Consider the following 21,821-nt stretch of genomic DNA (forward strand, 5'->3'; position numbering starts at 1 on the left):
ATTAAAAACAGCTTCTAATCATAGAAGCTGTTTTTATATTTTTAATGTTCTCGTGTATTACGGAACTCGATATCAGGCCAACGCTCTTGCATTAACTGTAAATTAACACGACTCGGCGCTAGATAAGTTAAATGACCACCACCATCAACTGACAATTGATCATGTGCTTTTTTCTTAAATTCATTAAGGATCTTTTCATCGTCACAATGAATCCAACGCACCGTATGAACATTCACTGGCTCATAAATACAGTCCACTTTATATTCTTCTTTTAAGCGATAGGCGACCACATCAAACTGTAACACACCGACAGCGCCCACTATCAGATCATTATTGATTTGCGGCATAAACACCTGAGTTGCACCTTCTTCAGATAACTCTTTTAAACCTTTTTGCAATTGCTTAGATTTCAAAGGATCTTTTAGACGGACACGGCGGAACATTTCAGGTGCAAAGTGTGGAATCCCTGTGAAATGTAATTTTTCACCACTAGTAAAAGTATCGCCAATCTGGATGGTACCGTGGTTATGTAAACCAATAATATCGCCTGGCCAAGCTTCTTCTAGATGCTCACGCTCACCTGCGAGGAAAGTTAATGCATCACTAATACGTACATCTTTACCAAGACGCACATGATTCATTTTCAAGCCTTTTTCATATTTACCAGAGCAAATACGCATAAAGGCAATACGGTCACGGTGTTTCGGATCCATGTTTGCTTGAATCTTAAAGACAAAGCCTGAGAATCCTTCTTCGTTCGCATCGACTGTACGTTCTTGAGTCGGATGTGCTTTAGGTTCTGGTGCCCAATTGATAAAGGCATCCAATACATGATCAACCGCAAAGTTACCTAGTGCTGTACCAAATAGAACTGGTGTTTGTTTACCTTGTAAGAATAACTCACGATCAAGTGGCTCGTTTGCCATTTGAACTAACTCAAGTGACTCTTCAAAAGATGCCCAAGCCAACTCTCCAACTTTCTCACGAATATCCGCATGATCATAACCATCACGAACTTCAATATCCGTAATGGTTGAACCAAAACCAGCTTTATATACATAAAATTTGTTGTCAATCAGGTTGTACACACCTGCAAAATCACGCCCCATACCTAAAGGCCATGTGATCGGTACACAACGAATATTGAGAACATTCTCGATTTCATCAAGTAATTCCAATGGCTCGCGAATTTCACGGTCCATCTTGTTCACAAATGAGATAATCGGTGTGTCACGCATACGACACACTTCCATCAATTTAATGGTTCTTTCTTCGACACCTTTTGCACCATCGATCACCATTAAAGCAGAGTCAACCGCCGTCAAGGTACGATAGGTATCTTCCGAGAAGTCTTCATGTCCCGGTGTATCCAATAAGTTGATGGTGTGCTTTTTATAAGGGAATTGCATGACCGACGTGGTAATAGAGATTCCACGTTCTTTTTCCATTTCCATCCAGTCTGAGGTTGCTGCACGATCAGATTTACGGCTTTTTACCATACCCGCAACCTGAATTGCTTTCCCCCATAACAACAGTTTTTCTGTCATCGTTGTCTTACCCGCATCGGGGTGGGAAATGATCGCAAATGTGCGTCGTTGGGCAACCTGTGCTGCCAATTCGTCTTTAAAACTCATGAGAAAAATCTTCAATATATACGCAGTTCAGTACATATCATTTTCTAATATGAACTAACTGAAAAAGTGAGAATTCGAAATTGGCGCAATTGTAGCAGATTTAGAGAGTATGTTTTATGCATTGTTGATAGCTCTTGAGTTATTCACAAAACAATCATCTTCATGATTTTCTAAGGTACATAGATGTCTTGAATTGAGTACTCGAATACTCCATTTGTCTCAAATACTCTCATCGACAGAATTAAATCGCTACGCCCTTCTCTTTCTGTAAACAAATCAAGGATAATATCCCAACAAAATCCCATCCAATATGCTTGTGAGCTGTTCCACGTTTCGTCGGGCAAGCTCACTAATGTTTCACCATAATTTATAATATTTTCTGCAATCTCTTGAAGATACTCTAACTCAATATTTTGGACACCTTCAATATGATTAATAGATGTCAAATCATTAGTTCTAAAAGCTTCTACTATTTGTATAAGTGTCTCTCTCCAAATAGTAGGTATTGGGGTAGCTGTATCTTCATCATATAAAACAGGAACATCAGTACTCATCTATTGATTACCTTTTTTATCCAAAAAATTATGATAACGAGTTAGATCAGTAAATTACTTTCTTCATATTTAAGGCATATATCTATATAACTTTATTGTTAGACAAATTGAATTAAAAAATTACTATAGCGTACTTATCTTAAAAATAATTTCATTTATTTAAATTGAGAACATCACAGTCAGCTAGTATAACTTTAGCTCAAATAATGATTGAATTAGGATGAGTCTATATCGATGGACAAATCCAATCTTTTCCGCTGCTATAAGAGTAAAAAATATGTCACAACAAGATTATGAAAATGGTTTAAAAGTTCGCACCGAAGTGATGGGAGAATCCTTTGTCAAACGTGCTCAAGACAATACCGTACCTTTCACTCAACCCTTACAAGATTGGATCAATGAACATGCTTGGGGGTCAACTTGGCAACGTGACGGGATTTTACCACGTAAATATCGCTCTTTAGTGACGATTGCTTTTTTAACTGCACTAAAAAGTCCAACGGAACTTAAAGGTCATATTCGTGGTGCATTGAATAACGGCGCCAGTGTTGAAGAAATTCAGGAAGTTTTATTGCATAGCCTACCTTATTGCGGTGCACCAGCAACACAAGAAGCATTTCGCGCTGCACTTGAAGTGATCAATGAATATCAGCCAAAATCTACGCATAAATAGTTTTAAATGCGAACTAAATCTCTTCCAATATCAATCAAATAAAAACTTCAATTCATTAATACACATTTTGCCATCTTCTTTACTTGATTGGGTGACTAAGATGGCATAGATGATGAATGAGATCTTTTGAATTAAGTTTGAAGATAATGGAGTATTCAGTTGAGTAAAAAAATACAATCCAATCGTGATGGCATACAATTTCCGATACCATCAGGAAGAAAAGTACCCAGTACAACTCAAACCGCAAAACAAATCCTTAAATCAGCACTACAAAGTGTTGATTCACCTTATGCCTCTAAACTCATTGCCGAAAAAAACTGGAGAAAAAATTACCCTGTTTATTTTCAAGAATTGGTTAAAGCAGGTATCGAATCTGTCGATCATCCTATACGAATTGCACAAAGTGGACTGGAAGCGGCCAAAGCCTCATTTAATTTTAATCGTGCAGAACAAAATGATGCTTTAAGTCATGCCATGGCAAATATTAAAGATCAACCATTTGAACGTTTTATTTTAAAAGGAACAGGCAATTCAACCATTGAACCGTGGTTTATTCCTTATCATGGCAAAAAATTACAAGGCGAAGCGCTATTACAGCAAATTGATCTTTGGGAACAACAACAAGTCATCGAACCTAGTCATGCCAAGGCACTCCGCTTACTCAATCAACATCCTGAATGGTTTGATTTATCAAAGCGCACTATGGTGTTATTCGGTGCAGGCTCAGAAGCAGGTCCTTTAAGTTGGCTGGCAAAATGGCGTGCCAATATTGTTGCAATTGATTTACCAAACCCTGCGATTTGGGAAAAAATTACCAAAGTGATTGAAACAGGAAATGCGACTTTAATTGCACCTCAAATCTCTACAACAAAAGATGGACAGCAGCTTGGTGCAAATTTACTGACTCAAACACCAGAGATTGCCAATTGGTTAAACACCTTTTCTAAGAGTTTAGATTTGGCAGGTATTGCATATCTAGATGGTGAAAAACATGTCCGTGTTTCGATTGCGATGATCAGTATCATGGAACAAGTGAGTCAACACAAACCTGATAGCAGTATCATGTTTATGCTGACGCCGACCGATATCTATGCCATTCCAAAAGCAGTCGTACATTCTATACAGAATAAAATTAAACAGCGCCCAATCGTAGAAAAACTGCTCACTAAATTCATTCACAATATTTCTCTTAGCAACTTTTTCAAACCCAATTTGAAACAGTTAATTCAATCAGATAATGGTCAACAATATGGTATTTCCGACTGCATGGTGATTGAGCAAGGTCCAAACTATGCACTCGCAAAACGCTTGCAACAGTGGTTTGCGATTTCTGCACGTGCGCGTGGTCAAAAAACCGTAATCAATATTGCCCCATCAACAACCACTCATTCTGTTGTGAAAAATCCAATTTTAAAAGCAGCTTTTTCAGGTGCAGATTTATTTAAAGTTGAAACATTTAGCCCCGAAACCACCAATGCAATTATGGCTGCACTTTGGGTACATGATTTAAATAATCCAGAAAGTGCGACCAACCCAGAAAAGGTATTGGATCATCCACTTGAACTGATCATGGAAAATGCCAATCATGGCGGATTATGGCATGTCCCTTATTTGGCTAGAACAGCTCTGCCCTTTGCTGCGGCATATGGTTGGGTTAGAGAAAAGTTTTAAGATCGATAAACATATACATTGATCGTCATGAAAAATTCACTTGTAAATTTGCGTCATCGATTGCTAAAATCCGCGCAATTCATTTTAAGGGGCTTCATTGTGAGTACTTGTTCTAGCAACAGTTGTAGTCGATCTATTTTCGTCTAGTATCCACAAAAAGCTCTTCTCTTAAGACCTTTCCTTGTGGATACAAGGTAAGGTCATCTGTATCTTTCAGACCTCTGTTTTATCTATCCAAGATTTAATGAGATAACAAGCACTCACATTCGCCCTCCAACAATAGGAGTGATGTGTATGTTCAAATTAAAAAGTCAATTACTAAAACTCGTTCTCAGTTTCACTGCACTGTCGATCAGTATGCAGCTCTTTGCAGGGCGACCAATGCATGTAGATGATGCATCAGTCGTCGATGCAAAAAGCTGCCAACTCGAAATATGGATGCAAAAACATGCCGATGATCGAGAGTACTGGAGTATTCCAGCTTGTAATTTTGGCTCTAACTTCGAACTCGCCTTGGGTATGGGACGCACGGATACAGATCAAGCAGACCCGCAAAATTATGCAGTTCTACAAGCCAAGACATTACTAAAAGCATTAGAAACAAATAGTTGGGGAATAGGCTTGGTCACCGGTAGTCAGTTCAATGTAAATGATTCCACTGATCAGATTTGGTACACCTCTGTTCCAGTCAGCCTATCCATTATGGATGATGCTTTTATAGTGCATGCTAATCTTGGCTGGTCACATGAAAAACAAGATCATCGGAACTTTTTTACTTGGGGTGTGGGCAGTGAAACGCAGGTTGCTCCGCGCCTCGCACTCACGAGCGAGTTATATGGCAATGATCGCAAAGAATCATTCGTACAAACAGGTTTTCGTTATATGTTGCGCAAGGATCGTATTCAACTTGATACAAGCTATGGAAAACAATTACAAAGAAGCAAGCAAAGTGATTTCTTCTCACTTGGGCTTGTTTTATATAGTTCAGCCTTGCTTCCATAATTTATAAAATCGCCTTAGGGGCAAATCTTTCGCCTATTACCACGAAATGACTAGTAAAAGTAATCTGCCCCTAAAAATTTCATTCCACAGTCTGTGGGACTGTTTTTATAGTAAAACACTTAAATTGATCATTTTGGAATATAAGTTAAGCAGATGAGTCACTGAGCTAATTTCTTTTTTCTTCTAATATGCGGCTATTCCATCGCAACCTTAGAGTTTTAGGTTCCAATGACTCAATTGCCAAAAGTTAAACGTAATTTGCTTGGTTCTCAAGCTGCACAGAAAATCTTCAGCAGTCGTGCAGGTCAACGCACACAACATGTATTTACAAACGCAGCTGATCGTATTTTAAGAGGACATCAACTGGTCTTATCAGGAAAAACACCTTTTGATGTCATTTATCAGCGTGAAATCATTAGTTTACGTCACTACACTGCGCATTCGGATCAATCCCCTAAACATCGTATTCCTCTTGTGATTGTTCCTCCTTTGGCTGCGAACATGTTGATTTATGATCTATTTCCCCATCGTAGTCTAGTTCGTTATTTTCTGGCTCAAGGATTTGATGTCTATCTCATTGACTGGGGTAGCCCGAGTCTACGCCAAGCCAAATATAATCTTGGTACTTATGTAAAAACGTTTATGCCTGATTTTATTGAAAAGGTCCGTGAGCATAGCGGTCAGCAACAGCTTTCACTTTATGGTTGGAGTTTAGGTGGTGCACTTTCGCTATGCTACACCGCACTTTTCAAAGACAAAAACATCCAAAATCTACTGATTTTAGCATCCCCAATTAACACGCATAAATCAGGTTATATGGGCAAGTTTTATCAGCGCCTGACCATCCCTGCAAAATGGATTCGCAATAATACCAACTTTCGTATTCGTCAGATTCCAAGTCGCGTCTTTCACATTCATGGCTGGCAAAACACGCTAGGTTTCAAACTTACCGATCCTATCGGAAACGTCAAAAACTACTGGGAACTTTTAAAGAATTTGAATGATCGTCAGTTTGTGATTAACCATGCAACTTCAAGTTCTTTTGTCGATAACATGCTGGCTTATCCTGGTGGTGTCATGCGCGATATCATCATACGCTTCTGGATAGACAATGAGTTATCAACAGGTCGAGTTCAATTTGGAGATCAAGTTGCAAACCTAAAAGATATTGATTGCTCAGTACTGGCAATTGGCGGAGATACAGACATCATCGTCACAGCTGAAGCTGTTCGCCCACTCATGGATTTGATTAGCAGTGAAGATAAACAATTCAAAATCGTAGCTGGTGGGCATATGGGATTGGTATCTGGCAATCAAGCACCTCAAGCCGTTTGGCCAGTGGTCAACCAATGGTTAGCGGAACGGTCTGATTAAAACATCTATACCATTGAAATTTAGGTTGTTGATTTACATCCAAGCAACAACCTAATCTCATTGATACTTAAGCAAAATGTTGTTGCCGATGCAATACCAAGCCTTCAACATTGACAGGGATCCCTAACAGGTAACCTTGTAATTGATGACAACCTAATTTAGTTAAAATATCTGCTTGCTGTTGAGTCTCTACACCTTCCGCTGTCACGGTTAAACCCAACTTTGTGGCAAGGTGGATGATACTTTCTAAAATTGCTTCTTCTTTTGAGTTTGGCTGCAAATCAATAATAAACCCACGATCAATTTTAAGTTCATCTACAGGCAAATCTTTTAAATATAAAAAACTCGAATACCCTGTTCCAAAATCATCAATCGCAATACGAATACCGAGTTGTCGTAAGCGTTCCAAAGTGCGAACACTAGCATCAATGTGATGCATGGCTGTTGATTCTGTAATTTCGAGAATTAGATTATGTGGTTTGATCTGATATTGTGCGATCAGTTGTTCCAGTACACTAAATAATTTTTTATTTTCAAATTGTAGTGCGGATAAATTTACAGCGATCGGATAAAACGGACTGTTACTCTGTTCCCATTTTTGAATTTGCTGACAGGCTTGCTCTAATGCCCAATAGCCCATTGGAATGATCAAACCTGTTTTTTCAGCGCCGTCAATAAACATCTGTGGCGTTAATAATCCCAAGCTTGGATGTTTCCATCGGATCAATGCCTCAACACCACAGACTTCGTAATTCGCTGTAAATTTGGGCTGATAAAACAGAACAAACTGCTGCTCATCTACTGCTTTGTATAAGTCATTGATCAATTTTGATCGACTACGCACGTCCTGTTGATCAGACATTGCATGAAACATTGTATAGGTATTACGTCCCTGATCTTTAGAGGTCAGCATGGCGATATCTGCATTAATCAGAAGATCTTGTATATTACGACCATGCTCAGGATAGATCGCGATCCCCAAACTGGCTGAAATATTAATATCCTTTCCTGCAATCAAATAAGTTTCTTGAATATGATGCAATATCTCATCTGCAAATCTCATTGCCTCAGCACTTTCGGTATTTTCTGAGATAAGAACAAACTCATCTCCTCCAATACGGAAAAGCCGCTGATTTGCATTTAACTTCGATTTCAAACGATGTGCCATTTGAATCAAGAGCTGATCACCAATGTGGTGTCCAAATGCATCGTTCACTGATTTAAAGCGGTCTAAATCAATATAGAAAAATGCGACTTTTTGATTGTGTAAATGATGAAGAGGGAAAATAACTTCGGCGTAGTCAGTTAAAAATAAACGGTTAGGCAGTTTAGTTAATGAGTCATGCAGTGACTGTGTCGCAAGCTCTTTATTAATCAGCATGAGCTGCTGATTACGTTGCTCCAAACGAGCTTCTAATACCGCCACAGCAAAGCCTGCAACAAAAACCAAACTGGCAATAAAAATGATCGTAAATAATAAAATACTTTGTTCAGTTTGTGCAGGTGTAGCGATGTCAAATAGGCTTTCATTAAAATATGTCGCCGCCATACCTGTGTAATGCATACCGACGATACTGAGTGCCATGAGTAGAGCAACAACTGCTTTTAGAGCAACACGGTGATGAACTGCCACCTTGTATTTAAAAACAAAGAAAAAGCTTAAACCAGAGCCACTGATTGCAATCAAAATCGAGCAAATCACCAACAACGGATCATAATACATTTGATGGTAATCAACCGTCAGTGCCATCATACCAATATAGTGCATACCTGATATGCCTAAGCCCATAAAGACCGCACCTAAAATTAGACGAGCAGTCGGCAAAGTAGGTCGAGTGGTTAGCCATACCGCAAAAATTGATGCAACAGCACCTATCAGATATGACAATACTGTCAATCCGATATCAAAATGATATCCCTCTGGCAAATGACTTGCCAGCATCCCCACAAAATGCATTGACCATATCGCTAATCCAAGGATTAGACCACTCGCAATTAAAATGTTCTTTTCAAACTTTTTATAAGCAGCTTTAAAAACGAGTTCTTCCATCGAAACTGCAGCGTAACATGTTACCACTGCAACCAGAATGGAAACGATGACCAATGTGCTATCGTAATCAACGTGTACCATAAAGGACTTCCATGATTATTCAGTACTTTTTTTTATTTACGGAGCAATATGCCCAAAAAACCAGAACGATCCTTCACACTCAAGAAAGCGACGAAATACAATTCATAAACTTTTCTTAACAATAACATCATCTAGCATAAGGTCAAGTCTTTTTCACTTTATAAATCAATAGAATATAAACATAGAATTATTTCACCCCAATGAAATCAACTGTTTCATTCATTCTATTTTTATCTATAAATTCCGTCTTCGCTAGATTTTTATAATCGTTCTATCTCGCTATCAATATACATTTAAACTGCACAACTCCCCCAGATAATGCAAAATTTTATTTATTTTGATATTTTAACAACACAATTATGTTCAAAACATAATCAATATTAAGCCTATTTTTCTGTTTAGATTGTTATAACTCTGTTATCCAAACAAAAAACCCTTGTTATTTCAACAAGGATTTTTTAACTAATTCAGAGACTAAGAATTAGTTTTTTCTCTTTATCAACAATCTTGTTTGCTTGAATCCTGAGTAGGGAATAAGAAAGCATCGCTTTCGCCCTACGCAAGGAACAAAAATGGAAAGCAGTGCTTTCATCTTTTTGAGGCACGTAACAATAAACATAAAAAACCCACTCAAATAGAGTGGGTCTTCGCATTCAAATCAATTGATTAGAGAATTAGTTTTTCTCTTTATCAACGATCTTATTCGCTTGAATCCAAGGCATCATCGCACGTAATTTAGCGCCAGTCACTTCGATACCGTGTGCTGCATTTTGACGACGACGAGCAGTCATAGATGGATAGTTCAATGCACCCTCTTGGATGAACATCTTCGCATATTCACCAGACTGAATACGTTTTAATGCATTACGCATTGCTTCACGAGACTGTTCATTGATTACTTCAACGCCAGTTACGTATTCACCGTATTCAGCATTGTTTGATACTGAATAGTTCATGTCAGCGATACCACCTTCGAACATCAAGTCAACGATCAATTTAAGTTCATGTAAGCATTCGAAGTAAGCCATTTCTGGTGAATAACCAGCTTCAACCAAAGTTTCGAAGCCCATTTTAACCAACTCAACCGCACCGCCACAAAGAACTGCTTGCTCACCGAATAAGTCAGTTTCAGTTTCTTCACGGAAAGAAGTTTCGATGATACCCGTACGGCCACCACCTACGCCAGAAGCGTAAGAAAGTGCAACATTACGTGCATTACCAGAAGCATCTTGGTGAATAGCGATAAGATCAGGAACACCTGAACCACGTTGGAATTCTGAACGTACAGTATGGCCAGGTGCTTTTGGAGCAACCATAATCACGTCTAAATCTTTACGTGGAACAACTTGGTTATAAAGAACAGAGAAACCGTGTGCAAATGCTAAAGTTGCACCTTCTTTGATGTTTGGCTCAATCACATCACGATAAAGTTGAGATTGGAACTCATCTGGAGTCAAAATCATGACTAAATCAGCTTGAGCAACAGCTGCAGGCACTTCAGATACTTTAAGACCTGAGTTTTCAGCTTTTTTCCAAGATGCTGAACCAGCACGTAAACCTACAGTTACGTCCACACCAGAGTCTTTCAAGTTAAGCGCATGAGCGTGACCTTGTGAACCATAACCAATGATGGCAACTTTTTTGCCTTGGATGATTGATAAGTCACAGTCTTTATCGTAAAAAATTTGCATCTGTTTTCTCCGCTAAAATTTTTGTCATTTCCCTTGTTATACAAGGACAGATTTGGTCGCTCCCAATTTTGGCATTGCTTCAACCAAAATTGGGAGAAATATATACTAAATTGTTAGAACTTTTTCGCCACGCGCGATGCCTGAAACACCAGAGCGTACAACCTCTAGGATGGTATTTTCAGCCAATGCGTCAATAAAACCATCAATCTTGTCCGTTGTACCCGCGATTTGAATTGTGTAAGTGGTCGGTGTTACATCCACGATTTGAGCACGGAAGATATCGGCAGTACGCTTAATTTCAGCACGTGCCGCACCCAAAGCTTTCACTTTGATTAACATCAATTCACGCTCGATGTGCGCACCTTCTGACAAATCAACCACTTTTACAACTTCAACTAATTTGTTGAGTTGTTTGGTGATTTGCTCAATTTTATGATCATCACCATAGGTGGTTAACGTCAGACGAGATAAAGTTTCATCTTCTGTTGGTGCAACGTTTAACGTTTCAATGTTATAGCCACGTTGACTAAACAAACCAACAAGACGAGAAAGCGCACCAGCCTCGTTTTCAACGAGTACAGAAATAATATGTCTCATTATGTACGCTCCCCTTTACCTAACCACATATCCTTCATCGATTGACCCGCAACTAACATTGGGTAAACATGCTCTGTACGATCAACCATGACATTAATGAATACACATTTGTCATTGATCGCCATCGCTTCAGCAAGCTTAGATTCCAACTCATCTGCATGGTTAATCTGGATACCCACATGACCATAAGCTTCCATGAGCTTGGCAAAGTCAGGTAATGAATCCACATAAGAACTTGAATGACGTCCTTCATAGTTCATATCTTGCCACTGCTTAACCATACCCAAAGCTTGGTTGTTTAAGCATAGAATTTTCACATTTAAGCCATATTGCTTACATGTTGATAATTCTTGGATACACATCTGAATTGATGCTTCACCAGTGATACAAACCACTTGTTGGTCAGGGAATGCAAGCTTTGCCGCCATGGCATAAGGTAAACCCACACCCATCGTTCCAAGACCACCAGAGTTAATCCATTGACGTGGACGCTTATATTTATAGTAGTTTGCACCAAACATTTGGTGTTGACCTACGTCAGAAGTGATGATTGCTTCACCATTGGTCACACGATCTAATGCCTCAACCACTTGCTGAGGTTTCATCACACCATTTTGACCTTCTTCATAACGCAAACCATGAACTTTACGCCACTCATTAATTTGAGACCACCATGCCGCAATCGCTTCAGGGTTTGGCTTAGATACGTTCATTTGTTTCAATTGCACCAGCATTTCTTGAAGAACTGGCTCTACAGCACCCACGATTGGGATGTGTGCCATAATCGTCTTCGAAATCGTTGCAGGATCAACATCGATATGAATGACTTTTGCATTGGTACAGAATTTTGCAGGATTATTGGTTACACGGTCATCAAAACGCGCACCGATCGCTAAAATCACATCCGCATTGTGCATCGCCATGTTGGCTTCATATGTACCATGCATCCCTAACATACCCACGAACTGTGGATCGTTACCTGGGAATGCACCTAATCCCATCAAGGTATTGGTTACAGGGTAACCCAATAGATGCGCAAGCTCAGTCAATAGATCTGAAGCATTGCCTTGAACAACACCACCACCCGTATAAATGATTGGGCGCTTCGCTGAAATCAATTCATCGATTGCTTTACGAATTTGACCTGAATGACCGCGTGAAGGTGGCTGGTAAGAGCGCATTTTCACTTTTTCTGGGTATTCATAAGCAAATTTTTCTGCTGGATTAGTCGCATCTTTTGGAATATCAACTACAACTGGACCTGGGCGGCCAGAAGACGCAATATAAAATGCTTTCTTAATAATTGCAGGAATTTCGCTAGCGTGACGTACTTGGAAACTGTGTTTTACGATTGGGCGAGAAATACCCACCATATCAGTTTCTTGGAATGCATCCTCACCAATTAAATGACTCGCAACCTGACCAGACAAAATCACCATTGGGATTGAGTCCATATAAGCAGTTGCAATTGGTGTGACTGTATTGGTTGCACCTGGACCAGAAGTCACTAGTACAACACCCGTCTTGCCTGTTACGCGCGAGTAAGCATCAGCCATGTGACCTGCTGCTTGTTCATGACGTACGAGGTAATGATTGATTTTGTCTTGTTGAAATAGCGCGTCATAGATATGTAAAACTGCGCCGCCTGGATAACCAAAAACATGCTCTACGCCTTCGTCCGCAAGGGCGCGAACGAGCATTTCACCACCAGATAAAAGTTCCAACGTGATTCACCCTAGTGTTTGCACAATTTATGGAAGACATAAACTGTGTTTCATTCATTAATTTATGCACTTTTTATAAGTGTGCATATTCTACTCGTTTTTGCTGCAATAGGAAAAATTTTCTGACTCATCAGCCGTATAAGCTGTTATTACATCTCGAATCAAAACATGTTGGGATAAACATATTTCAAAAAATCATCCTCTCGGCTAGAAAGAATGTCCATTGCAAGCCATGTTATTTATTCGAAGGGTGATCAAATAAACACATATAAAACTAAAGCAAGCATTTTTGTTGCTTTCCTGCACAAAGTCAAGATTAAAGGAACAGATTTTATATAATATTTTTTGGCTGCTGTTTTTTTAAACAGTGCAGTTATAAAAATAACAGCATATTCAAATGAGTTTTATTTCAATTATTGTACTTTTGGTATTTATAAATTCCAGTTAAAGTATTTATTTTGAATATTAAACAACTGATCAGATCAAATGATCTTGGGGAAAATGACAATGCAATCATCTCGTTTAAAAACAATCATATCCATAACCTTAACCAGTTTATTCATGCTCTGTTCTGGCCAAATATATGCTCAACAATATTATAAATGGATCGATGCGAATGGTTCGACCCATTACACCACTACTCCACCACCTAAAGGAGCAAAACGCTTAGATAAAATTTCAACCTATGGTTCAAATAACAGTCAAAGCAGTGCCAATGCATCTTCACAAAATCAGCAAAAATCACCTCAACACACCACCACATCGACAACAAATCATCCTCAACAAGAAAGTACGCCTAGAGATGAAACATACCAACCTCAAGATATACAAATAGCAGAAGCGCTGGCAGATCGATAATTCAAAAGTTTATGGAGAGTGTCCAAGACATTCTCCTCACTTATATCCAATAAAAACACTGCTAAAAACTGACATTTCACCTGATTTTGCGCTATGCTGTGCAGCAATCTTAACTTTACTTTTTTGTTGTATCGCATATCCCTATGACGACTTCTCACATTGACTCCGAATATCAAGCAAGTGCCATTGAGCCTCAAGTTCAACAAGACTGGGACAATCGCAAAGTTTTTAAAGTTGCAGACACTGTAGAGGGCAAACATCGCTATATCCTGTCGATGTTCCCTTATCCAAGTGGCAAACTGCATATGGGGCATGTGCGTAACTACACCATTGGTGACGTGATCAGCCGTTTTTATCGTTTAAAAGGTGAAACGGTATTACAACCAATGGGCTGGGATGCATTTGGTTTACCAGCTGAAAATGCCGCGATCGCTCATCAAGTTGCACCAGCAAAATGGACATTTGAAAATATCGCATATATGCGTGACCAATTAAAAAAATTGGGTTTATCTGTCGATTGGGATCGCGAATTTGCGACCTGTACACCAGAATACTATCACTGGGAACAATGGTTATTTGTTCAGCTTTATAAGAAAGGCTTGATCTATCGTAAGCTTTCAACTGTAAACTGGGATCCTGTAGACCAAACCGTTTTAGCCAATGAACAAGTTGAAAATGGTCGTGGTTGGCGTTCAGGTGCATTGGTGGAAAAACGTGATATTCCAATGTACTACTTCCGCATCACCGACTATGCACAAGAATTATTAGACGATTTAGATACATTGAAAGATGGTTGGCCGCAACAAGTGTTAACCATGCAACGTAACTGGATTGGTCGCTCTACGGGTATGGAAATTACCTTCCCATCGAGCAACACCGAAATTTATGCCGAAGGATTAACGGTTTATACCACTCGCGGTGATACCTTAATGGGTGCGACCTATGTTGCGGTTGCGGCTGAACATCCGATGGCGTTGAAGGCTGCTGAAAATAATCCTGAATTGGCTGCATTCATTGAAGAATGTCGCATGGGATCGGTTGCTGAGGCTGATTTAGCCACTGCCGAAAAGAAAGGCATGGCAACCGGCTTATTTGTTAAGCATCCAGTGACAGGTGCAGATCTCCCTGTTTGGATCGCAAACTATGTATTGATGTCATATGGTTCTGGTGCGGTGATGGCTGTTCCAGCACATGACGAGCGTGACTTCGAATTTGCCAATAAATTCAACTTACCAATCAAACAAGTGATTGATGCCAAAGGTGCTGATGATGCTGAATACTCAGCGACTGAATGGCAGGAATGGTACGGCTCTAAAGAAGGTAAATTGGTTAATTCTGGCGAATTTGACGGTTTAGATTTCCAAGCTGCTTATGATGCTTTCCTCGCAAAATTAGAACCACAAAGTTTAGCAAATGCTAAGGTTCAATTCCGTTTACGTGACTGGGGTGTATCTCGTCAACGTTACTGGGGTTGTCCAATTCCAATGATTAACTGTAACACCTGTGGTCAGGTGCCAGTACCAGAAGATCAATTGCCAGTGGTATTGCCAACAGATGTGGTGCCAGATGGTTCTGGTAACCCACTGAATAAAATGCCTGAGTTTTATGAGACTAAGTGTCCTAACTGCGGCGGCGATGCGCGTCGTGAAACAGATACGTTGGATACCTTTGTAGAATCATCTTGGTACTATGCTCGCTATGCATCTCCAGACTTTACTGGTGGAATGGTTAAACCAGAAGCTGCTCAAAACTGGCTTCCTGTAAACCAGTATATCGGTGGTGTTGAACATGCCATTTTGCATTTACTTTATGCACGCTTCTTCCACAAATTAATGCGTGACGAGGGTGTAGTACAAGGTAATGAACCATTTACGAATTTGCTTACTCAAGGCATGGTGCTTGCAGATACTTTCTATCGTGAAGCTGAGAATGGTAAGAAGACTTGGTTTAACCCTGCGGACATCGAATTAGAACGTGATGAGAAAGGTCGTATCCTTTCTGCGAAATACTCAGGTGATGGTCAAGAAGTTGTTATCGGCGGACAAGAAAAAATGTCGAAGTCGAAAAACAACGGGATCGACCCACAAGCAATTATTGACCAATACGGTGCAGATACGGCACGTGTCTTCATGATGTTTGCTGCGCCACCAGATCAATCTTTAGAATGGTCTGATGCAGGTGTAGAAGGTGCTAACCGTTTCTTAAAACGCGTATGGCGTTTAGCTGCTGGATTCTTGGAAACGGGCAATCAAACAACTGTCATCGATACTGCGAACTTGTCGAAAGACGCACAAGATTTACGTCGTAAAACGCATGAAACCATCCAAAAAGTGGGTGATGACATCGAACGTCGCCATGCATTCAATACGGCGATTGCAGCGTTGATGGAGTTACTCAATGCAACTAACAAGTTTGAAGCAAAAGATGATAATGATGCTGCTGTAGCACGCGAAGCAATCACTACGTTATTGATTTTACTTGCGCCATTTGCACCACACTTGAGTCAAACATTATTGACTCAGTTTGGAATGGATTTAACTACGGTTGAATTCCCTCAAGTAGATGCATCTGCATTGACACGTAATACACAAACGATCGTTGTACAGGTGAATGGTAAACTCCGCGGTAAATTAGATGTCGCTGTCGATATTTCAAAAGATGATTTATTGGCTTTGGCTAAAGCGCTACCAGAAGTTCAACAATTCTTGACGGGTCCGACCAAGAAAGAAATTGTTGTACCAAATAAACTTGTGAATTTGGTGGTTTAATTTCTTAGTTATGTTCCCTCTCCTCTCAGGAGAGGATTAGGGAGAGGTTATTTTCCTCATCCAACCTTCTCCTAAAGAGAGTAGGAACTTTATCGAAACAAAACCGCATCAAAGCCCGCTGTTATTCAACGGGCTTTGATTCTAAAATATGGTCAATTTATCAAGATTACATCTTCCATATTTGATGGAAGATCATAAGGACAAAGCATGCATATAGCTCAACGTTTCGCTGCGATTGTTTTAACTTTAGGTCTAAGTGCAGGCTTAGTCGGCTGTGGTTTCCATTTAAAAGGCAACAATCCAGCGGCAACACCACTGGTTTACAACAAGTTGACTTTGGTCTTGCCTGACTACACCGATGAGCTTGAAAATCGTTTAAGTATTTATTTAACGGCAACAGGTATACAGCTCAGCAACTCAAATGATGCTTATGTGCTCCGTGTACTGGATTATACCCCTCGCCGCCAACTTCTTAACGGTAAATTAACTGAAGTGCTTCTTCGTTTAACGGTAACTTTTCAGATTGAAGATCGTGAGGGTAACAAAATTACTGAACCTCGTACTTTAACGGCTTCACGTACCTACCAATACGATGTAGCAACGGTAAACACCGATAATCAGCAAGAAGCATATCTTAATCGTATTGTGATTGATGATGTCGCACAGCAAGTGACACGTCAAATTGCAGCGAACCGCCTTCCTAAAGCTCAATCTTAATTCTGATTTATGAAACTCGATTATGTTCAGGCTTTAAAACGTGTTGCAGAAGCTCGTGGTGCATGGATTATGCATGGGCAAGAGCCTTTGCTTGAACAGAATCTACTGGATGCGTTTCGCAAAAGCTGGCAAGAGCAAGAAGTTGAACGTCAACGTTACGACATCAGCAGCGCCAATGACTGGAAAAATGTTTTTAATGCGCTAAATAGTTTATCTTTATTTTCGCAGCAACTTGCCATCGAAGTTCATGGCAATGTTAAACCTGATGCCAACGGCATCAAACAGCTCAAAAGTTATATCCAACATAATGAACATAACTTGTTGTTGATTGTTTTACCAAAGCAGGACAGTAGCAGTTTAAAATCTGCTTTTTTCCAAGTGGTCGAAGCAAATGGCGTCGTTGTTCCACTCACTGCAAGTTATCCTCAAGACCGTCAACGCATCTTAACGATTGAAGCAGAAAAGCTTGGCATTCAACTCAACAATGATGCATGGCAATGGTTGATGCAGCACCACGAGCATAATTTGCTAGCCGCAAAAAATAGTTTGATGCGTGTTGCAGATACTTTTCCTGACATTCAGCAGATTCAAATCGAACAGCTTTATGCGTGTTTACAAGATCAATCGCGCTACACCACTTATGATTTAAGTGATGCTCTATTGCTAGGTAATCTAGCTCAGTCGGTCAAGATCTATCAATATCTGATCGCCGCAGGTGAACCCGACAGCCTTATTCTCTGGACGCTAAGTAAAGAAATGCGTTTGCTAATGCAGTTATTTGAACAACCACATAATGCTATCCAACTGGGAATTTGGAAAACCAAAGTCTCACAGTATCAACAAGCATTGCGTCGATTAAATCCAAGACAATTTTTAACGTGGTCTGATTTATTATTGCGCATTGATGCTGCAATTAAAGGAATGTCTCAAGAGAACTCAGAGCATTTAATGCTGCAAGCCATCAGTGAACTCTGTGGACGCACATTATTTACCCCATCGATCTAAACAAAAAAATTAAATAGAGAATAATTCTCATTTTAGGTTAAAAATATTCACGCTTTATCCTTATTTCACTTTTATACTAAATAAAATTTTTAACTTTGCACTCGTCCCATGCCAAAAATGATTTCTAAAAAGATGAAACCTGTAAAAACAATCATCATTGTGGTCTGTATTATCGTGATTGCTTTATTAAGCTGGCTCATGTTAAAGCCTAAAACAGAAACCCCACAATACATCACGGCTGAAGTAGGACGTGGTGATATCGAAAATTCAGTTTTGGCAACAGGAATTTTAGAGGCCACGAAAATGGTCAGCGTGGGTGCACAGGTTTCTGGTCAAGTCAAAAAAATGTATGTGCAACTTGGCGACCAAGTCAAACAAGGGCAACTCATCGCACAAATTGACTCAGTACGCCAAGAGAATGAGCTAAAAACAGCGGAAGCCAATATTAAAAATCAACAAGCTCAACTGGCCGTACAACAAGCCAATCTCGCTAAGGTTGAAGCCGAATATAAGCGTCAACAAACCATGTTCAGCCAAGATGCCACCTCTCGTGCTGAGCTAGAATCGGCACTAGCAAGTTATAAAACAGCACAAGCTCAAATCGCAGCAATCAATGCCCAAATCGAACAATCACGTCTAACCCTTGCAACAGCTAAAGAAGATTTAGGCTATACCAGTATTGTTGCACCGATGGATGGGACGATTGTGGCGATTGTGACTGAAGAAGGTCAAACGGTAAATGCGAACCAAACTGCACCGACCATTGTCAAACTCGCAACGCTAGATAACATGACCGTCAAGGCGCAAATTTCTGAAGCAGACGTGATGAAAGTGGAGAAAGGCCAAACTGTTTATTTCACAACGCTGGGCAACAGTGAAAAGAAACACTATGCAAAGTTGCGTCAAGTTGAGCCTGCACCCAATTCAATCAATACTGAAACCTCAAGCAATAGCTCTTCATCCTCATCAAATTCTGCTGTTTACTACAATGCACTATTTGATGTACCAAATGAAGATGGCAAATTACGAATCGACATGACAGCACAGGTTTACATTGTCCTAGCTGAAGCTAAAAATGTACTAACGATTCCTGCGGCAGCAGTTCAAAGTAGCAAACGCCCTGCTCGTAAAGATCGTGCTGCGCCTGCATCAAATGATGAAACCGAGCAACGTCCGAATAACCGCCTTGAGCTAAGTCCAGAACAGCGTCAACTGGTCGCTGACGGAAAAGCCAGTATCGCAAGTGTACGTGTCATCCAAGCAGATGGTTCTGCCAAAGCACAACCAGTATTGGTGGGCTTAAATAACCGTGTCACAGTTGAAGTCATCAAAGGTCTTAAACAAGGTGATCAAGTAATCATTGCTGATGGTTCAGATAGCTCAAATGACGCAGCCAAACGCAGTAGCCAGCGTGCGATGAGAATGTAATATGACTCAAGATCAAATTCATTCGACCAAACCACTGCTCGAAGTCAGTAACCTGACCCGTGAATTTCCAGCGGGGGAAACTACGGTCCAAATTCTCAAAGGCATCAATTTAAAGATTTATGCAGGTGAGTTGGTTGCGATCGTCGGTCAATCAGGATCGGGCAAATCAACCCTAATGAATATCCTCGGTTGTTTAGATAAACCAACTGAGGGAAGTTATTTGGTCAATGGCCGTGAAACACGGCAACTTGAACCTGATGAACTCGCGCAATTACGCCGTGAATATTTTGGATTTATTTTCCAGCGTTATCATTTATTGGGGGATCTGAGTGCATCGGGCAATGTCGAAGTTCCTGCAATCTATGCAGGTGTAGATAACCATTTACGCCAAGAACGTTCCGCAGAGCTGTTGTCTGAACTCGGACTAGGAGAACGTTTACATCATCGCCCAAGCCAACTTTCAGGCGGTCAACAGCAACGTGTATCGATTGCACGTGCTTTGATGAATGGTGGTGATGTTATTTTGGCAGATGAACCGACGGGTGCATTAGACAAAAATAGTGGTATTGAAGTCATGCGAATTTTGCGTGAACTTAATGCCAAAGGTCATACCATTATCTTGGTGACCCATGATCTAAATGTTGCCAAAAATGCAACGCGTATTATCGAAATCAGTGATGGTAATATTATTTCGGATCGTGCCAATACGCCTGAAAATACTGATCCAGACATTGAACATCAACCGTTGCAACGGGAGCCGCAAAAGAAAACTTCTGCTTGGCGTTCTTTCTTTGATCGTCTCGGTGAAGCTTTTCGCATGGCACTGCTTGCAATGAATGCCCATCGCATGCGAACCTTTTTAACCATGCTTGGGATTATCATCGGGATCGCATCTGTCGTCTCTGTTGTGGCGCTCGGTAATGGTTCGCAAAAACAAATTCTAGAAAATATCAGCAGTCTCGGAACCAACACCATCACGGTCTATCAAGGTCGGGGGTTTGGTGATACATCAAGGGCCTCCCAAGTCAAAACCTTGGTTCCTGCGGATGCTGATGCATTAGCTGAACAGCCTTATGTCGATGGGGTCAGTCCATCTGCAAACACCAGTGTAACGTTACGTTTTAAAGATACCGAAGCTTCCGCAACCGTAAATGGTGTGAGTGAAGACTTTTTCTATGTTCGAGGCATGACCTTCAAATCGGGACAACCTTTTGACAAAGCTGGTGTCACCCAACGTGCACAGGATGTGGTGATTGATGCCAATACAGAAAAGACTTTTTTTGCTGATGGTACCAATCCTGTAGGTCAAGTCATTCTATTGGGAAGTGTTCCAAGCCGAATTATTGGTGTCATTGAGGCGGAAAAAGGCTTTATGGGGAGTTCCGACAGTTTAAATGTCTATCTCCCCTACTCCACTGTGATGAGCCGTATGTTGGGACAGTCCAATGTTCGTAGCATCATCGTGCGTATCAAAGATGAATATCCAAGTACAGCAGCTGAAAATGCCATCCTGACTTTGCTTGAGCAGCGTCACGGCGCGCAAGATGTCTTTACTCAAAACTCAGACAGTATTCGTGAAACCATTCAACAAACCACAGCCACGATGACTTTATTGATCTCAGCCATTGCCGTCATTTCTCTGGTCGTAGGTGGGATTGGCGTGATGAATATTATGCTGGTTTCAGTGACTGAACGAACCCAAGAAATTGGGGTACGTATGGCAGTCGGCGCAAGACAAAGCGATATTTTGCAGCAGTTTTTGATCGAAGCGATCTTGGTCTGTCTGTTAGGCGGTGTTCTAGGTGTCCTGCTCTCTTTAGGCATTGGTCAAATCATCGGGCATTTTGCCAAAGGCGTAATTGAAATGAGTTACTCAACCACTTCAATTGTTGCTGCCTTTGTATGCTCAAGTTTAATTGGTATCGTTTTTGGTTTCTTACCAGCACGAAACGCAGCACAACTCGATCCAGTTGCTGCTTTAGCAAGAGAATAAG

The 21,821-nt window shown here is 40.4% G+C and carries 16 protein-coding genes; 10 read left to right on the forward strand and 6 right to left on the reverse strand.

Annotated features, from left to right (window positions below; translation table 11 throughout):
• Positions 1 to 41: 41 nt before the first annotated feature.
• Positions 42 to 1,634 carry a peptide chain release factor 3 gene (locus AAC851_RS06430; RefSeq protein ID WP_004637906.1) on the reverse strand — a complete coding sequence of 531 codons (1,593 nt, stop codon included), beginning with the start codon at positions 1,632 to 1,634 and terminating at the stop codon, positions 42 to 44.
• 170 nt (positions 1,635 to 1,804) lie between these two features.
• Positions 1,805 to 2,188 (reverse strand): DUF7668 domain-containing protein, encoded by a 384-nt coding sequence (locus AAC851_RS06435; RefSeq protein ID WP_100833244.1) that lies wholly within the window; start codon positions 2,186 to 2,188, stop codon positions 1,805 to 1,807.
• A gap of 277 nt (positions 2,189 to 2,465) precedes the next feature.
• Here AAC851_RS06435 and AAC851_RS06440 point away from each other — a divergent pair, with 277 nt between their 5' ends.
• The 4 genes from AAC851_RS06440 to AAC851_RS06455 all read left to right on the forward strand — a co-directional run bounded on the left by AAC851_RS06440 (position 2,466) and on the right by AAC851_RS06455 (position 6,908).
• On the forward strand, positions 2,466 to 2,861 hold the full coding sequence (locus tag AAC851_RS06440; protein ID WP_100833243.1) for a carboxymuconolactone decarboxylase family protein: 396 nt from the start codon (positions 2,466 to 2,468) through the stop codon (positions 2,859 to 2,861).
• Between the two features lie 159 nt (positions 2,862 to 3,020).
• Positions 3,021 to 4,532, forward strand: coding sequence for a hypothetical protein (locus AAC851_RS06445; RefSeq protein ID WP_100833242.1), 1,512 nt, complete (start codon positions 3,021 to 3,023; stop codon positions 4,530 to 4,532).
• 294 nt (positions 4,533 to 4,826) lie between these two features.
• Positions 4,827 to 5,534: a hypothetical protein gene (locus AAC851_RS06450; protein ID WP_100833241.1), complete on the forward strand. Its 708-nt coding sequence runs from the start codon at positions 4,827 to 4,829 to the stop codon at positions 5,532 to 5,534.
• 228 nt (positions 5,535 to 5,762) lie between these two features.
• Positions 5,763 to 6,908, forward strand: a complete 1,146-nt coding sequence (locus AAC851_RS06455) for an alpha/beta fold hydrolase (protein WP_100833240.1) — start codon at positions 5,763 to 5,765, stop codon at positions 6,906 to 6,908.
• 67 nt (positions 6,909 to 6,975) lie between these two features.
• On the opposite strand, the gene AAC851_RS06460 is transcribed toward AAC851_RS06455, so the two are convergent.
• The 4 genes from AAC851_RS06460 to AAC851_RS06475 form a co-directional block, all read right to left on the reverse strand.
• Positions 6,976 to 9,039, reverse strand: coding sequence for a putative bifunctional diguanylate cyclase/phosphodiesterase (locus AAC851_RS06460; RefSeq protein WP_100833239.1), 2,064 nt, complete (start codon positions 9,037 to 9,039; stop codon positions 6,976 to 6,978).
• A gap of 674 nt (positions 9,040 to 9,713) precedes the next feature.
• A complete protein-coding gene (gene ilvC, locus AAC851_RS06465; protein WP_004637893.1) occupies positions 9,714 to 10,730 on the reverse strand; it encodes a ketol-acid reductoisomerase in 1,017 nt (338 codons plus the stop codon).
• Between the two features lie 105 nt (positions 10,731 to 10,835).
• Positions 10,836 to 11,327, reverse strand: a complete 492-nt coding sequence (gene ilvN / locus AAC851_RS06470; RefSeq protein ID WP_004637892.1) for an acetolactate synthase small subunit — start codon at positions 11,325 to 11,327, stop codon at positions 10,836 to 10,838.
• Complete coding sequence (locus AAC851_RS06475) at positions 11,327 to 13,051, reverse strand: acetolactate synthase 3 large subunit (protein ID WP_125502089.1); 1,725 nt, start codon at positions 13,049 to 13,051, stop codon at positions 11,327 to 11,329. The genes ilvN and AAC851_RS06475 overlap by 1 nt, the downstream gene beginning before the upstream one ends.
• A gap of 507 nt (positions 13,052 to 13,558) precedes the next feature.
• On the opposite strand from AAC851_RS06475, the gene AAC851_RS06480 reads away from it, so the two are divergent.
• From AAC851_RS06480 to AAC851_RS06505, 6 genes are all read left to right on the forward strand, one after another.
• Positions 13,559 to 13,909, forward strand: coding sequence for a DUF4124 domain-containing protein (locus tag AAC851_RS06480; protein ID WP_153568859.1), 351 nt, complete (start codon positions 13,559 to 13,561; stop codon positions 13,907 to 13,909).
• A gap of 143 nt (positions 13,910 to 14,052) precedes the next feature.
• Positions 14,053 to 16,677: a leucine--tRNA ligase gene (gene leuS, locus AAC851_RS06485; protein WP_153568860.1), complete on the forward strand. Its 2,625-nt coding sequence runs from the start codon at positions 14,053 to 14,055 to the stop codon at positions 16,675 to 16,677.
• Between the two features lie 207 nt (positions 16,678 to 16,884).
• Positions 16,885 to 17,394 (forward strand): LPS-assembly lipoprotein LptE, encoded by a 510-nt coding sequence (locus AAC851_RS06490; RefSeq protein ID WP_005085445.1) that lies wholly within the window; start codon positions 16,885 to 16,887, stop codon positions 17,392 to 17,394.
• A 9-nt stretch (positions 17,395 to 17,403) separates the two neighbouring features.
• Positions 17,404 to 18,399, forward strand: a complete 996-nt coding sequence (gene holA / locus AAC851_RS06495; RefSeq protein WP_153568861.1) for a DNA polymerase III subunit delta — start codon at positions 17,404 to 17,406, stop codon at positions 18,397 to 18,399.
• Positions 18,400 to 18,507: 108 nt separating this feature from the next.
• Positions 18,508 to 19,827 (forward strand): MacA family efflux pump subunit, encoded by a 1,320-nt coding sequence (locus AAC851_RS06500; protein ID WP_151211275.1) that lies wholly within the window; start codon positions 18,508 to 18,510, stop codon positions 19,825 to 19,827.
• Between the two features lies 1 nt (position 19,828).
• Positions 19,829 to 21,820, forward strand: a complete 1,992-nt coding sequence (locus AAC851_RS06505) for a MacB family efflux pump subunit (protein WP_153568862.1) — start codon at positions 19,829 to 19,831, stop codon at positions 21,818 to 21,820.
• Position 21,821: the final 1 nt, after the last annotated feature.

Origin of the sequence: Acinetobacter sp. HZNU-JH01, from assembly GCF_037996845.1 — a bacterium.
In the GTDB taxonomy this organism is placed as follows: Bacteria; Pseudomonadota; Gammaproteobacteria; order Pseudomonadales; family Moraxellaceae; genus Acinetobacter; species Acinetobacter haemolyticus.